Origin of the sequence: Aerosakkonema funiforme FACHB-1375 (assembly GCF_014696265.1) — a bacterium.
GTDB classification, from domain to species: Bacteria; Cyanobacteriota; Cyanobacteriia; order Cyanobacteriales; family Aerosakkonemataceae; genus Aerosakkonema; species Aerosakkonema funiforme_A.
Genome location: NZ_JACJPW010000156.1, coordinates 1 through 15,703 on the forward strand (window position 1 = coordinate 1; position 15,703 = coordinate 15,703).

General features: G+C 45.0%; 10 protein-coding genes. 2 read left to right on the plus strand and 8 right to left on the minus strand.

All coding sequences use genetic code 11. From position 1 onward, the window contains the following. Both H6G03_RS34165 and H6G03_RS34170 read right to left on the minus strand, forming a co-directional pair. On the minus strand, positions 1–724 hold a 724-nt coding region (locus H6G03_RS34165), incomplete at its 3' end, for an XDD4 family exosortase-dependent surface protein (RefSeq protein ID WP_190474845.1). 1,198 nt (positions 725–1,922) lie between these two features. Continuing rightward, complete coding sequence (locus H6G03_RS34170; protein ID WP_190474847.1) at positions 1,923–2,729, minus strand: cistern family PEP-CTERM protein; 807 nt, start codon at positions 2,727–2,729, stop codon at positions 1,923–1,925. A gap of 1,943 nt (positions 2,730–4,672) precedes the next feature. On the opposite strand from H6G03_RS34170, the gene H6G03_RS34175 reads away from it, so the two are divergent. Then, on the plus strand, positions 4,673–8,764 hold the full coding sequence (locus tag H6G03_RS34175; RefSeq protein ID WP_190474849.1) for a multicopper oxidase domain-containing protein: 4,092 nt from the start codon (positions 4,673–4,675) through the stop codon (positions 8,762–8,764). Positions 8,765–8,882: 118 nt separating this feature from the next. Here the strand turns inward: H6G03_RS34175 and hflX are convergent, their stop codons facing one another. The 6 genes from hflX to H6G03_RS34205 all read right to left on the minus strand — a co-directional run bounded on the left by hflX (position 8,883) and on the right by H6G03_RS34205 (position 13,976). Beyond that, entirely contained in the window at positions 8,883–10,604 is a 1,722-nt protein-coding gene (gene hflX, locus H6G03_RS34180) for a GTPase HflX (RefSeq protein WP_190474861.1), read from the minus strand. Positions 10,605–10,676: 72 nt separating this feature from the next. Next, complete coding sequence (locus tag H6G03_RS34185; protein ID WP_190474851.1) at positions 10,677–11,129, minus strand: tetratricopeptide repeat protein; 453 nt, start codon at positions 11,127–11,129, stop codon at positions 10,677–10,679. A gap of 424 nt (positions 11,130–11,553) precedes the next feature. Beyond that, the gene (locus H6G03_RS34190) at positions 11,554–11,937 is read right to left on the minus strand and encodes a hypothetical protein (protein ID WP_190474853.1); all 384 of its coding nucleotides are present in this window, start codon (positions 11,935–11,937) and stop codon (positions 11,554–11,556) included. Beyond that, positions 11,934–12,113 carry a hypothetical protein gene (locus tag H6G03_RS34195; protein ID WP_190474863.1) on the minus strand — a complete coding sequence of 60 codons (180 nt, stop codon included), beginning with the start codon at positions 12,111–12,113 and terminating at the stop codon, positions 11,934–11,936. Before H6G03_RS34195 ends, H6G03_RS34190 begins: the two co-directional genes overlap by 4 nt. A gap of 38 nt (positions 12,114–12,151) precedes the next feature. Continuing rightward, positions 12,152–13,147 (minus strand): 7,8-didemethyl-8-hydroxy-5-deazariboflavin synthase subunit CofG, encoded by a 996-nt coding sequence (gene cofG / locus H6G03_RS34200; RefSeq protein WP_190474855.1) that lies wholly within the window; start codon positions 13,145–13,147, stop codon positions 12,152–12,154. Positions 13,148–13,280: 133 nt separating this feature from the next. Beyond that, complete coding sequence (locus H6G03_RS34205) at positions 13,281–13,976, minus strand: helix-turn-helix transcriptional regulator (protein WP_190474857.1); 696 nt, start codon at positions 13,974–13,976, stop codon at positions 13,281–13,283. A gap of 471 nt (positions 13,977–14,447) precedes the next feature. Here H6G03_RS34205 and H6G03_RS34210 point away from each other — a divergent pair, with 471 nt between their 5' ends. Then, the gene (locus H6G03_RS34210) at positions 14,448–15,491 is read left to right on the plus strand and encodes a hypothetical protein (RefSeq protein WP_190474859.1); all 1,044 of its coding nucleotides are present in this window, start codon (positions 14,448–14,450) and stop codon (positions 15,489–15,491) included. Positions 15,492–15,703: the final 212 nt, after the last annotated feature.

Genomic DNA, 15,703 nt, shown 5'->3' on the forward strand with positions numbered 1-15,703 from the left:
GAGGAGCTGGCGGTTCGGCGGGAGGAGCTGGTGGTTCGGCGGGAGGAGCTGGGGGTGCATTTCCCACCAAGCTAGGCTCGTTCAGAGCTGTGCCGTACTGGAAGCGAACGTTGCCAATCTTGCTTACATCAAAGTCACCAGGGAGACCTGCTAAAACGAATTGGGCAGAACCTTTCACAAAAGTTCCATCTGTGATAGCTTTATTCGCATCGTCGTAAGACGCATTGCTGACGATACCATAATCCATTTGCGATCCGCCACCACCTTGGAAGATACCCAAGCCAGCAGTACCTATACCGTAGTCTTGACTTACGGCAGTGATGCTACCATTGGGCAATTTCCATTCATTCAAAGACCCTGCAAGATTGACATTAGTTTGACCGTTGCTTAGGACTGGGGCTGTAGCTGAGAACAAGGATAAGCCAGACAACGGAGTGCCATTGTAGTCCCAGAAAAGTGCGGTCAGCACATCAGAAGGTACTGAGGCACCTGGCCCCGTGTTAGTCAGGGTAATTGTCAGTTTTCCTGGATTTAGGGCGTCATCAAAAACAGCTGATGCTCCCAGAGCATCAAACGCTCCGCGTGTTGCGTATGTATTGGTTCCTGTCCCTGTAAATGTAAGCGATGCTGCGTCTGCTCTAGAGATTTGTCCTGCTGCAATTAGAACTAATGTAGATACACCAAATGTGAAATGCTTTAGTGTTGAGTTTGTATATCGGAACATCTTACTTCTCCCCTTTATTTTGATATGTTTGGACGATGACAAGCCTGGAGTAAGGATTCAACAAAATTTTGCCGGAGCCCAGAGCCTTAAGCTATTTATGACTGTCAGCTTGTCTTATTTTTCACAGAGGGAGGAACCCCTCGATTAAGTGTATAGAATTTTAGAGGCTGGTTTTTTTTAGAAGTCTCTTGATACTTTTTCTACCACCAGTTTTAGTCTATACCTCGGTTTTAGTAGCTGTCCAGATCGAAATGCCAAGCTTATCGATCTCTTCATCTAACGGACAGATTGATAAAGCTTATGTGTAATCGAATTCATGATTTCTATAGTATTTAGTCTTCAAGAGAATATATCTGTGTATTAGGTTGATTCGGAAAATTTGAATTTTTACGTTATTCTACTGTGGTTAATTAATATGGAAGGATTATAATTGGTGCTTAGTAAGTATTATTATTAAATAAAGCATACAATAAATATTGTATTACTACTGACAAACTGGAGATAAAAATAGTTAAAAAAGCTTTATTTGAGTATTTACTCTAAAAAAACTCCGTGGACAATGAGTTAGAGGATTTTATGGGGCAGGGTGTTACAATCTCAGGAGCCATTTAGCTGTCATAAACACGGATCGAACTCCGAATATGGGCAGCTTGATGCTATGAAATGTACGTATTTAGCGCAAGGAAACCCCGGTAGGGAATAAGGTGGGCTAGTTTCCCAGAAGGATTGCTACTGAATATATAGCAGTCGTCAAGGCGCTTAAGTAATTCTTAATTCCACCAAACCGTTGATTCTAGACCGTTCTTACCCAACGCCCGACGCCATAGCCCCGACGCCATAGCTATATATGCTGTATCGGCGAAGCATACGAGGAGTAATACAATCGCTTCCGACCAAAATTTTTTTATCCGTAGGGAATAGGCTTGCTGTATGGGATGCTTCACCTTGCTTCAGAGAAGCTAAACCGATCGGCGCTGCGGGAGGGAAGGCGGATGCACTTGCCGGATAAAAAAAACCGATCGAACGCTTTAACGACTCGATCGGAGCTCCTGGATAACAGCATCGGAAATCATAAATTATTAAATACTGGTGTCAAGCGTGGCAAACCAGAGAAATGTTGCCTATCTCCCCAATAAGATGGGCAACAAAAGCACCCTTTTACTTAATCCCAATTAACTTTGTTTGACAGCGATCTCGTTTATGTCTGAGGTACAGCTTTGTTACGTTTACGTAGTGCAAGGCCGCTGAGGGCAACTAAACCTAAAGCTGCTGTTGTGGTAGGCTCAGGTATCTTTCTGGGGCCATAATTGATATCGCCACGACCCGTGCCGCTAGCACCATTCAAGCCTTTACCGCTAATGCTTTGGTAGCGTACACCAAAGTTTGCGAGTGCAATCTTGTCGATATTACCGTTAACAGCTAAGGTTGCAGTAAACGTACCGGTCTGGGCTTGAGAAGTTGCGGAGTTATTGTCAACGCCACCGTTGCTGCCTCCCTGACAGGTGTTCCCATCCGTGAAGCATACGTCAATAGCACCAAACTGATTGGGGAATGAGCCGCTGTTGTCCTTAGCGAATAGCCCTGTAGAGCGCGTGTTACCGCTACCGCCATCGTTTCCGACTCCGACCAAAGCTAGTTTATCGGAGTACATCGCCTCGTAAACGTTAAAACCCAAAGCTGAAGTTCTGGAAGTGATACCGTCGCTGGAGTTATTGGTTAAGCTGATGTCAAATTTAGCTTCTGTTTTGGTGGCGGTGCCGGTGCCGACGGTAGTAAACCCTTTAAATGTAAAGGTTGCTTGAGAGCTGAGTCCGATGACGTTTTGCGTAGCAACGTTACCGTCAAAGTCAACTATAAAAGACTGATTGATGTCATTCAAGCCAAATTCAACCCAATCGCTGTTGACACTAAAAGCTGAAGCGGAAGGGGCTATAGCCAGGGAAGCGATTTCTGCTGCTGCCACGGCAGAGAACGCGATTGCTAGTTTGGGAAGGTGCTTAAACATCTTGTTGTACCGAAATAGTTTGAACTTGGGGATAGCTTTAGGATGTAATGAATCTAATTTTCAGGAGATGTGACTTGTCACGATAGATTTGTGTTCTTAGTCACAGGGGGATTAACCCTTCGCTCAACTGCTTGGAACTGATGCTTTGCGCTTCTTGTTCGCCAGCGCAGTTCTGACCGAACCTTTATGAGTTCTACTCTATACAAAGCTTCAAAGCTATGTCCAGTCAAAGGCTCCAGCTTCTTCATATCTTCATATAATTTGTCTGCTTGATTAAGCTTCTGTGTGGGCCTAACGTTTTTGCACAACCTTTTTTAAAAAGTTATTCTAACTTATGGGTAGGTTTTTATACGTAATGAAAGTGTAACCACAAACTATTTATTACGTATTATTACCATTTAAAAGTTCAACTATGTTAAGCTAGCTATGGGTTAAGCTATGATTTTTGAATTTCTTGTTAAATAAAATTAAGTATAAATACTTAATTTTACTATTTTGCGCCAGAAGATTATCTATCATTCTTTTTCCCGTCTGCCTATCTGTGGCCTCATACTTTGACAGAGAAAGGTATCAAATCAAAGGTTTGGCGGAATTGAGAACCTGCTAACCCAGGAAAGCGATCGCAGTAACTCCCCAATCTCCCTACCTGCTCGCATTAACACAAAACTATACAAATCTGGATCTATCTATAGACTTATTTTTATGGTATATATTTGGATATTCCCGCTTTATATCAAAAAACTTTGACCGAGCTAAGAACCGCGCTATGGTTGCGATCGCTTATTGATTTTCCATAACTGGGAAATCGAGCTTTCGAGGATTTGCTTTGACTTGTGCTTTATTTTGAACGCCCTGTACCTTAAAGGCTTTCTAAAACTAAAAGTTTTTGTGATTAATTTTAAGTTTGCATCGTAGGACTGGCACGAGCGCTTATTTGATGTATTATTCCCGATCTTAATGATAAATTAGTAATAACTACTGCTGCTCACATTGAATTTAAACGATACTTTTTTAAAATTATCAAGCTCGAATTTACTCAATTTAAGTTTTGGCATAAAGGGAGTTTTCAAGATAACGTAATCAAATCTAGTATGTTGGGGAAACATTCTTAAGTTTAATTTCTTCAGGCTCATCCATATATAGTAAGCTATAGCTTTAAGAAAAACGAAAAATTATGGCCTAGAAGCTAGAAAAATCAAAAAACCTTAAAATAAGGGTATTTAACGCGGATTAAAACCAAACTCTCAGATCGATCGCAAGATGCTAGCCGCTCTTTTATTCAAATCAGAAAATTTTTGTCTGCGGTCAGTCAATCTGAGAGAGGCTTAATCTATGTCTACTTCTACGGCTGAGTTTGGTTTAAAAGCAAACGGTATTGTACTTTATGGGAAAAGCGATAATTTTTAACTTTTTCTTAACTTTACAAAGAGATTGCTCTCAAAGATTCCTGATTTTGGTAAAAGCCAGTACAAAAAGAGCAAAAGGGGTAGAGAAAAGTTGGATCGGGCAAAATTTACAACTAAATTAACAATAGAGGTCAAAATTTACAACTAAATTAACAATAGATTACATCCGTTAAAACGTGCAACGGATCGCTACCTAGATGTTACAGTTCGGTTATATTCAAACGGTCGTTTAATTCGTTACAGCAGCCATAATCCCCTTTACGAAAAGCTTCTGTTGTGCCACAATCGAATGGCACTAAGTTAAGAGGATTTTCTTGGGATTGGGCACAAAGAATAAATAGTAGTAAAATAGACAACCGGATCGGAATTGCTATCCCTTATGCCTCGACAAGGGGTGATTTTTCTGCTTATCTTAGTGCTACTGATGGCAAATCGATCGGACAGCTAAGATCGGGCTTGATGTAAAGAAAATATTACAGATAGCAACAAAAAGACAACAATCTTAATTTCTAACTGTGGTTAGGAGGTAGGTAAATTATGACTTCACAAGCACTGAAGGACGCTTATATTATTGGCTCGCAGAACTTTCAAAATTGGAGTCCTGGGTACGATACATCAGGTTATTTAAAAGTTTTACCGCATCCAGATCAAAAAGTTGTCTATAAAGATCCTTTTAAAGATTGGCAGGAAGGTCGTGCGGGCAACTATTATTCCAGTTGGGGGCCACAAAAGGAATTGAATATCACCCTACGACTGGAAGATCTGGCCCAGGTTAAAATCGATGGATTTGGAACTGTTAAATCGGGAGATGGGATAATTCCCTGGCTGAACAACGAGAAAACGCCCTACGATCGTTTTAGAGGCTATAACGGGACAATACCCGGCCCGATGATCATTACGGAGCCAGGGGACACAATTAACATCAGACTGGAAAATTACTTAGAAGATTCAGCACTGGGAAAGCCGGTGACAACGAACTTACATACCCACGGACTGCACGTTTCGCCTGTTGGGTATGGAGATAACGTTCTGATACCAGTGAACCCAGGAGAAAGTTGGCCTGTCAGTATCAAGATTCCCGACAACCATTTTATCGGATTGGATTGGTATCACCCGCACCTGCACGGCAATACAAACGAAAAAGTTGCCTCCGGATTAGGCGGTAATTTGCTAATTGCACCTCCGCATGACCTGCCAGATCTAGCGAAATGGGACCCTACAGAGAGACCCATGTACTTTATGGCGCTTCAGACTTATGGAATCCAGCAAGTCGATCGCGTAGGTAGCGCCAACGATCCTTTAAACCAAGACCCTACAAAGGTAGTTCCTGCGGGTACGCCACTAGAAGTTTTAGGAAACGAAAACGGCGAAAATATTTACGAGCGATCGGATGCCTCTTTCATGGGTTACAATGCCAAACCTGCGGAAGGGAATTACGATCCCAAACAGCCGACAGGGGGAGCGCCTCCCTTATTTCCATATGGCGGCGGGCCGTTAGGAGAACCTGTCGAGAATATAATTCACACAGTTAACGGTCAATACAACCCCAGCCTGGATATTCAGACTGGTGCATGGAATCTGTTTACTTTTGCCAACATGGACAGCAATGCTTTCCACGTTATTCAATTAGTCAGAGATGACGGGCAAAATCTGATTCCTCAGCCAATGATATTGGTGGCTATTGATGGGGATTCTTCTGGAGTAGTAGCTGATAACAGAAGAGAATTAACAGAGCTGCCAATCTTAAGTTCTGGCCAAAGATTATCTATACAAACCTGGTTCGAGCAACCGGGAAAGTATTACTTCTTGTCAAATGCCACAAAAGAAATAATGGGGGATAATGCCCCATCACTTACTAAAGATAAGGGTTTCCAAGACGGTCACTTAATTTGGGGCTCGCAAGTTTTGGCAACCGTTGAAGTGGCCGGTAATCCCACGCCCAGGGGTGCTTTTCCGGAAATATATGACACTTTAGAAGAGCAAGCGCAGGAAATTGACGAACGGGTTGCAGCAGCGCGAAATGGTGAGTTCGATCGCCCCCGTACATTTACCTGGTCAGCTAACGCCGGTGGGGCGCTCGACTATTTAATCTCACAAGGTAATATACCACCTGTTCTCAAGGATACGGAAGTAGAGACATTCGAGGGAACTTATGGCATAAACGGGGAGTTTTTTGCCACCACATTTGCCGATAGCCAGGTTCCGCTCGCCATGCCAATGGTAGACTCAACGGAAGTATGGACGATCGAAAATATATCTGGCTTAAGCGATTCGTATCTTAAAGAGAAAGGTTTAGACCTTCCATTACGGGAATGGCATCCCTTCCACATTCACCAAAATGACTTTACAGTTCTCGAAATCAACGGTATCCCTGTCAGTGAAATCAAGAATGCTTACCTCGATGGCGTCTTGAGCGATACAGTTCTCATACCTCCCACCTACGATCCCAACAGTCCACCCACTCCAGAAAACCCCTACGGTACACCAGCATTTAATGGCGAGACATCCGAAGTCAAAATACTGATGAAGTTCGAGGACTTCCCCGGCACTTACGTAAATCACTGTCACATCCTCTTCCATGAAGATGCGGGGATGATGGCACCTGTGCGGGTAGTTCTGAATACCAAAGACACCTGGTTAGGTTTAGCAGCTGACGGTAACTCTACTGGACAAGTAAAGCTGCATCGGGCAAACGATCCGCTTCAAAGTATTGATTTGATGCCCTACGGGGACACTTTCAAAGGAGGAGTTGAACTCGCCATTGGCGATGTCCATTTCAAACAAGAAACTGGCAATCAAAACGTCACAGATAACGTCACAGATGTCATCACCGTACAGTCTAGTTTAGTTGGCGGTGAGACTAAGTTTACCGTGAAAGTATTTGATGGCAAAAAGCTGATCGAACAGCAAGAGAAAGGCATTCAGAAATTTAACGGTGATGATTCAGAACTACTTCTCGGTAAGTTAACTCCTTTCCAAAACGGGGCTATTGGGGCTAATACAAAGACATCCATCGCAACAGGCGATATCGATGGCGACGGTCACGCCGATATCATCGTGGGCGCTGCTGGGGATGGCAATCCGGTAATCGAAATTTACAGCGGTCTGGATTACCATCTGATGAATCGGATTAACCCATTTAGCTCCGAAACAAAGTTCGGTGGCACAATCAACCTAGCAGTTGGCGATGTCGATGGAAATAACTTTGACGACATTATTGTTAGCCAAGGTAAGGGCGGACGAGGGTTAGTAGAAATTTACAGCGGTCTGGCCATCAATAAAATGGGTAGCCTAGATGGCCAACAAACCGCAGCAGCAACAAAACTTCTCACCGAAACTTTCCAGCCTTACGGCGATTACAATGGTGATATTAAGGTGACATCCGGCTACGTACTCCAGCGACCAGATGCTCCGAATGGAGAGAACGTACAAACCTATCATGCCAATATCACCACAATGGCGGTGGGTGGCGTACCTCACGGTCACGAGGCAATCAAAATATTTACTCTGGTTGGAGGCGAAGGTCACGGCGAAGAGAGTGGCGGAATGCAAGCTGCACAAGGTCATCAGAGTGCCGAGGGAGGCGAAACTCAGGCCGCAGAAGGTGAGGAAATGGGTGTACCGGCAGTCCTGCGTATGGACACAGAGTTTACCCCTGATGGCAATATTCAAGAAATCTCTGGCACGTTTGCCGATATTGCTGGGTTATCTAAGGGCGAACCGATGATATTTGCTCTGGGCGCTTCCGGTCAGCCTGAATTAATTCGCCTCCAGGAAAAGAATATCGCTCAATCCCTGAATAGCTCATCCAATTTCCGTCTGGAAACTACTGGCGATGACGTAATTTATGGGGATACCGGTTTTAACAACCTAAAGGGCGATCGAGGTAACGACTCCATATACGGTCTCTCCTCTGATGATGAGATCAACGGCAACCAGGGTCAAGATATGCTCTCTGGTGGTAGGGGCAAAGATACGGTGCGCGGCGGTAGGGATAACGACCAAGTTTTTGGCAATCAAGAGGATGATGTATGTTACGGTGACGTAGGCGACGATACAGTGCGCGGCGGTAAGGATAACGACTTGGTTTTTGGCAATGAAGGCCAAGATGTTCTTTACGGCGATCAGGGCGACGATACCGTGCGCGGCGGTAAGGGTAATGACCAGGTTTTCGGTAATGAAGGCCAGGATGTCCTTTACGGCGATCGGGGCGACGATTTAGTGCGCGGCGGTAAGGGTAATGATTGGGTTTATGGGAATGACGGTCAGGACATTCTTTACGGGGATTTGGGCAACGATAGTGTCTATGGAGGCAAACAAAACGATACTCTGATTGGGGGGTCTGGGGATGACTTGCTCAGCGGCGATATCGGCAACGATCTTTTGATCGGTGAGGATGGGAAGGATCGTTTTGTTTTAACATATGGTATTGGTACTGACACCATCCAAGACTTCAAAAAAGGTGAAGATTTGATGGTTTTAAGCAACGGTCTGACTTTTCAGCAGCTTACCATTACCCAAAGCAACGGTGCGGCTTTGATTCAGATTACCAGTACCAAAGAAGTCTTGGCTTCTCTGACTGGTATTCAAGCTAGTGCGATCGCATCTACGGATTTCGTTTTAGGTTAGTCGTAATGGTAAAGGTGAAAGGTTTTCTATCAAAAGGCTTTCACTAAAAGCCTCATCAAAAAAAGGGAGAGGAATTTTTGATTTCCTTTCCCTTTTGCGTTTTTCCTATCTCCTTCAATTAACGGGAAATGGCGTATTCAACAAGTTGAGCCATTCTTTGTCGCAACGTTTCCAAACCTAAACGATCGCACGCTGAAATAAACACCGCTTGGGGATACTCTTCTTGCGCCAGCGCCAGTGTCTCGCTATCGACTCGATCGATCTTATTAAATGCAATCAAAGCGGGGCCGGGAGTTACCGGCATATCCGATAAAATTGCCATAACCGATCGAATTTGACTTTGCCATGCGGGATGGGAAAGATCCACCACATGAAGCAAGGCGTCAGCTTCCGTGACTTCTTCTAAGGTGGCGCGGAAAGCATCCATCAATGCGGGAGGCAATTCGTGGATGAATCCTACTGTGTCGGTGACGACTATTGGTAGGGGTTCGTCGCTACTGCTGGGAACGATCAAGCGTCGCGTGGTGGGGTCGAGGGTAGCGAATAGTTGGTCGGCTGTATAAACTTCGGCATTTGTCAATACATTTAATAATGTAGATTTGCCGGCGTTGGTATATCCAACTAAAGCGATCGATGGTACTTCTTTGTGCTGGCGATTTTGTCTGAGTCGCGATCGATGTGCTTGCAGTTGGTTGACTTCTTGCTGCAATCTGGCGATACGCCGCCCAATGGCACGGCGTTCTGTTTCCAGTTTAGTTTCTCCCGGCCCCCTCGTACCGATACCGCCGCCTAACCGAGACATTGCCTGACCTCTCCCAGTCAGTCGCGGTAGCATATATTCTAACTGGGCTAGTTCGACTTGCAGTTTCCCCGCACCGGATTGAGCGCGTTGGGCAAAGATGTCTAGAATTACTTCAGTGCGATCGACTACCCGAATCCCGATTTGAGTTTCCAGGTTGCGAATTTGTGCGGGTGAAAGGTCGCGATCGAATACGATTAAATTTGCTCCCAATGTTTGGGCGGTGAGGGCGATTTCTTGCACTTTTCCTTCACCGACAACTGTTTGAGGATGCAGGCGGGGACGTTTTTGGGATACGGTCTGCAATACTTCTCCGCCGGCGGTATCCACCAAACGCGCTAATTCGTTGAGCGTGTTTTGGAATTCTTCCTGGGTCATGCGATCGGTCATTACCCCTACTAGCAAGACGCGATCGCGATCCAATTCTACTTGCTGTGCGACAAATTCCCGCTCGAACTCAGCTTCCAGACTGTTCACCAGTTCCAGAAAATCTTGCTTGCACAGCACTTCCAAACTCATCGGCGACGATACAGTCCAAGCATTTTGGGGATGCAAAACTTCACCGGAGTCGTCGTCTGTCGGGATAGTATTGGGGATAAGATGTGCGAGATAGCTTTCTTTGACGTAGCCAAAAGCTCCCCCGCCGCGCCGTTCAAATCCCGATCCGCTTACTGTTAAAATAACGAGAGCGTCTAAACGCTGAATTGCCATTGCGGTTAAAGCGACTTCGTTCGGGATTTCCGATTTGAGTTGGGTCGCGATGCAGCGAATACCGCTCAATCGTTCTGCACCGTAACGGGGTAGTTCCAGGGGTGGAATTTGTGTTTGTCGGGGAGTTCCCACGCCTACGCGAATCACCTGTCCCCGACGATTGAGGTAAGCGCACACCGGTTGGTTGATGTCGGTGCTGATGTCACCCAAGCGCTCGGCAAATTCGGGCGTAGTGATGCGATCGCCCGGTAAGCGCTGATGGTACAGCTTTTGCAACTGTTTTAGCTCACTGGATTTTAAACCTTGAAGGTTGCCGTAAATCGTTTCGATAATAGTTCTGGTTCCTTAAATTGGTCGAAGATTGTTTACTCGTCTATTTTAACTAATAGTAGGGAAGTGCTTCTACTCTGTGGGAGAGATTGGAATGGATCTCTTTTTCCTGAAAGGTCTGACGAGCTGACGCAGTATTTTCCTGCACTGTGACTCTTCTTTTCCTAATGCCCTGTTATAGCTGCGATATGCTTCGTCATGACGTCCCAGGTGAGACAATGCAGCACCTCGGAAAGTCCAAGCTTCTTTGTCTTCTGGTAAAATTTCTATAGCTTTGTTACAGCTACATAGAGCTTCTTCATAACGTTTTAGATGAATCAGCACAACGCCTCGGAAAACCCAAGCCGCACGGTAATCGGGTTGCATTTCTATGGCTTTATCGAAGCTGGCGAGTGCTTCTTCATAGCGACCTAAATCAGCCAGTGTTTCGCCTTGTTTGTACCAAAGATTATGGTTTTCGGACTGATTACCCTGGTTTTTATCGCTATTAGCATTAGCCTTCTCATAGCGGTCTAAGCTAGTCATAAGAGTTTTCCACTGCAAAGGTGGTTTTAAGAATCCATTGAATTGATTTTACTAGAGAGGCGATCGCATCTAGCGCGATCGCACCCAATTTACTCACCGCCTGACTGCGGCAGGTATTAACTGACAGTAGCAGGTATTGCTGTTAATTGGCGTGGGTGAGCCTTATTTGACCAATTTTCTACCGAATCTCGTTCGGGTTAAAACTTTTCCAGTTTGAGGAATGGCAAGATTCATCGGGTTGTCTGCGACCTTAATAGATAGATGCTCCAATCCAATTTTAGCTAAGTCTGGACAGGACGATCGCTCCCGACACCCCTAAAGATTTTGGATTTTGGATTTTGGATTTTGGATTGGCTGGACAATACTCGGACAAAGCTGGATATTCGGTGAAATTTCTTGATGATTATACTTGAAATTGTATGCTTTACCCGCATTCTTCCGGACAAATAATTCTAGGATAAACCTGCTTGTAATAATCACCTTGTCCGCCATAACCGGGTTTGATATATTCCTCGAAATATTTTTCCAGACCAGTTACGAACAGAATATTTATTTTGTCTTTGTTTGGTAAGTTGTCAATAATATCGTAAAAGTTACTGATGGGTTGCTCCAATCGCAAAACTTCAATATTTTTTTTGGGTATATCCTCGCGAACTCTTTTAATCAGACGCTCTCCTTCGGCTGGAGAACAGCGGACAAAGATTAATCCAAAGCCGTCTATCCAACTCAGAGAACGCACTAATGCTTCGTATTCTTCTTCTGGGTCTGCTGGTAAATCTTTGTCCCAGTCAATTAAAGTTTCTGTCATATCTGATTGCAAGCTTCTTTAAATTCATCAATCCCCTTAATTAAGGGATGAACATCGTACCAACGTTTAATTTCTTGCTGTTCCAAATAGCGATATTCTAAAAGACAGCGACTAAACAACAAGTTGCGATGCAGCTCATCATTTAGGATTCGCTTCGAGAGCGAAACTTTAGTCATTGGCGAAGATTTTCCACTATATCGCTACCCTAATTAAACTATAAATGATTAGGTACGCTAAGTGAACTTGCTCCGATCGCACTTCTCCATTCCTTCACATTTCTTTGCAATTCCTTCGATAACCAACCATCAAAGTAGGGATAAACTGGCAAACGCGCCACCAATTCCCACCCCGCAGGCGATAAAATTTGTTGCAATTTCTGATATTCTGGATGCGGATAATCGGGATTTACTTCATCTATTGGCCCGATACCTCCCAAATCTCGCGCACCTGCATCTAAGCACGCTAATAACCAACTTGGTTCTTTCACCAAATTGGGTGGAATTTGTATAGTAATATCTGATGGTAATATCTGACGAGCTTTGGCTATTAGTTCTGGTAATTGATGCGGGTCAAAAGGTGGGGCATCAAAAGTTTGTTGGCTGCCGGGACTGTGGGGTTGTAAAATTACTTCTTGGATGTTATGATAGCGTTGGTGAATGTGTGAAATTGCCTCTAAAGTTTCCCAGCGATCGCCTGAACTCTCCCCGATTCCCAAGAGCAAGCCAGTGGTAAATGGAATCGCTAACTCTCCTGCCCATTCTAACTGTTGCAGGCGGTATTCGGGTATTTTACTGGGAGCGTGTTTGTGAACGGTATTCAACAGCTTGGGTGTTAGTTGTTCTAACATTAACCCCATCGAGACATTCACATTTTTGAGTTTGGCCATTTCTTCACAACTGAGCGGCCCAACATTGGTGTGAGGTAAAAATCCCATTGATAGCGCCAGTTGGCACAAATCGTAGATAAGTTGAAACCAAGCTTGTCGCCGTGACGAACGGGGATGAACTTCGCCGCTGAGGATGAGAATTTCGCAAATGCCTTTATCTTGGAGGGATTTTAGCAGAATTTCCGCATCTGGTAAAGTCAGCCACGGACTTTTACCGGGGTCGAACCGAAAATTGCAGTAAGCACATCTATTAAAGCATTCATAAGTCGGCACGAGGGTGTAGGCTGGGCTGTAGGTGACAGTGCGAGAAACGGGTGATGCCATTTGCTAGAAAGAATCGCGCCTAATATCAAAAGTTCGATCGATTTTAGATTTTATACCTTTTATGGAAATTGTAATCCAAAATCCAAAATCCAAAATCCAAAATCGATTTGCCCAGCCAAGTTCTTGCCAGTTATCAACCTACTTCCCTCGTGTCTTTGACTTGGTTCCAGCGTTTTTTAGCGTAGATGTTTTTGACGTGGGTTTTCACGGTGTTGAGGCTGATTTGCAACGTCTTGGCGATATCTTGGTAGCTGTAGTCCTGACGTAGCAACGACCAGATTTCCATTTCGCGATCGGTCAGCTGGTACTTCTGCTGCTCGAATTGTAGCTCTTCTTGGAGAATGCGATCGCGATTTTCCAAGAACACCAAGATGTACTGGCGATTGTTTAGCGATGAATTGGTGGTGTCACCCGATGGCAAGTTCAGCCAACTGGCGCGGATGCGAATAGTTTCTTCTTCAACAGTTTCAGACTCGGCGACAATAGTTGTGTTTGGATTGCCATTCCTGATTAAACGATGGCAAACTTCCGAAATCGCGCTAGGCAAACCGGCGGGGGTACGATTGGAAACGGCGAATTTTTGGCAGATTTCCTTGGCTTGCTGATTGGCATACATTGGTTTGGTGTTGCGGGAAATGACCATCATACCTTCGCGCAACGACTCCGCCAAAGCTATCCAGGGAAAATCGAATAATACTGCCGAACTAACAGTACTGGCTTCCAATTTATCGAATTTTGCTTGGGAGAGCGCTTCGCTAGCGAAGCGACGGTCTGACCAAGAACTGAAGGCGGGTGTTTGTTGGGAAGCGAAAGTAAGTGAAGTAGCCATGAGTCACCATTTCTTAACTCTGAGGCTATTGTCTTGCGCTTAAAAATGAAGTTGCAATGAGTACACCACAGATAGGAGAACTTATGTCGCTGGTGCGGAAAGCTGGAGAAACAAGGTGAAGTAGGGTGAAGTTTTCTTGCGGAGTACGGCGGTGGGAGTGGGACTGGGAAATAATAGGGGTTAGGGACTAGGGGTTAGGGGCTAGGGGAAGAGGGGAGAGGGAAGAGGGAAGAGGGAAGAGGGAAGAGAGAAACGATAAAGGAAAATATTTATTCTCCCACTCCCCCGCTCCCCCGCTCCCCCACTCCCCCACTCCCCCGCTCGCTGTTTTGGGATAAGGAAAGGAGATGCTTCGATCTAAATTTTCGGTCTGCTTGCCGAGAAATGTTTCACCCAAAAGGGTGCTTCTTGAATTAGGGCGTCAGGAGTCGGGCGTTAAGGTTAAAAATTTTTAATTTACAGTGCGATCGTATGAAGCCAGAATATTTAGATAAGTGGTTTCCGCTTGAGCAACAGCGCATCTACACTGCCAGACTGGTGAAGCGAGCTGGGCTGACCCGTCGGCGGGCAGAGTACTTTGTGCGGTTGTGGGCTTATTTACTGCTGAAGCAGCAACACGAGTTAGGGAAGCGCTTGGCGTCACCGCTGAAACATTTAGATTTGCCGCAAGGGGCGGTCGCCTGCACTCACCGGGAGGCATCGGAGATATTCTACTCGCAAAAAGAGCGGGGGAGCGATCGCGCTGCTGGTATGATGATCGATCGACTGGCGGCGATCGGTTTAATCGAAAAAGAATTCGACGGTCAAAGTATTTGTATTCAAATTCGTCCTTTACCGGAACTGACCGACGCCTTGAAATCGCCGGAAACCGCACAAGTTAGGCCAGATGACTTTAACCCGGAAACCGATGCGGTTCCCCTGGCGAATTTGATGGCTCGCTACTATAACCGTTTGGCAAAAGATCAGTCCGCTGCGCCTCACAAGCTGGTTAAGGTATTGCGTAATTGGGCTGGGCAATACCCAAAAGGTATACGGGTGCTGCGTCGTTCTGACAATCACAATGCTGTGGGAATCTACATTTTATATCCCACGGCTAGCGAGTCGGAGCCTAATTTCTTTATTCCTCCTGGCAAAACTCTCTTCATAAGTGCCGATGTCCAGAACGATGCTTTTAAGATGGCTGTCCCTGGTGACCCGGAATGCACTTGCGTCTATGTCCGCACTTGGCTGATCGATAATCCTTATATAGATCAGACAACTGTTTGTGAGTTTGCAGAGGATGTGCAGAAAAGCTTAATGCAGATGCAGGCTGACTTCCCCAATCTTTGCGATTTGTATACAGTATCCTTAAATCCGGTATATGAAGAGATGCGCCAAGCTCTAGGATTTCAAAAGACCTGCCAGGATTCGCAACGCACTATTCACTGGGTTTATCAGTCGGTGAAGCGACTTTTGGCTTTGAATATGAAGGAAACTCTTGCTGGTATTAAGTTTCAGCCTCTTTCGCCTGTGTGATCCAGGGTATGGGGAATTGGGGATTGGAGAATGTTAAGTTTTGACTTAAAACTCTCCTTTTTCCCTTCTGGAAGCTTAGAGTAAGTGTGTCAAGTTAGATAAGTCCAGCTTATAACACTGATAAAAGTAACCAATAAAAACAAACATCAAAAACCCTTTACAAAACTAAATATAGGGATTAATCTATAAACAGGTAGAGAAAACACTACCTC

What these genes read in the sequence shown, in the direction of transcription:
- cofG (WP_190474855.1), bottom strand. Translation starts at nt 13,147, where the DNA reads ATGGCATCACCCGTTTCTCGCACTGTCACCTACAGCCCAGCCTACACC.
- H6G03_RS34210 (WP_190474859.1), top strand. Translation starts at nt 14,448, where the DNA reads ATGAAGCCAGAATATTTAGATAAGTGGTTTCCGCTTGAGCAACAGCGC.
- H6G03_RS34175 (WP_190474849.1), top strand. Translation starts at nt 4,673, where the DNA reads ATGACTTCACAAGCACTGAAGGACGCTTATATTATTGGCTCGCAGAAC.
- H6G03_RS34195 (WP_190474863.1), bottom strand. Translation starts at nt 12,113, where the DNA reads ATGACTAAAGTTTCGCTCTCGAAGCGAATCCTAAATGATGAGCTGCAT.
- H6G03_RS34185 (WP_190474851.1), bottom strand. Translation starts at nt 11,129, where the DNA reads ATGACTAGCTTAGACCGCTATGAGAAGGCTAATGCTAATAGCGATAAA.
- H6G03_RS34170 (WP_190474847.1), bottom strand. Translation starts at nt 2,729, where the DNA reads ATGTTTAAGCACCTTCCCAAACTAGCAATCGCGTTCTCTGCCGTGGCA.
- H6G03_RS34205 (WP_190474857.1), bottom strand. Translation starts at nt 13,976, where the DNA reads ATGGCTACTTCACTTACTTTCGCTTCCCAACAAACACCCGCCTTCAGT.
- H6G03_RS34190 (WP_190474853.1), bottom strand. Translation starts at nt 11,937, where the DNA reads ATGACAGAAACTTTAATTGACTGGGACAAAGATTTACCAGCAGACCCA.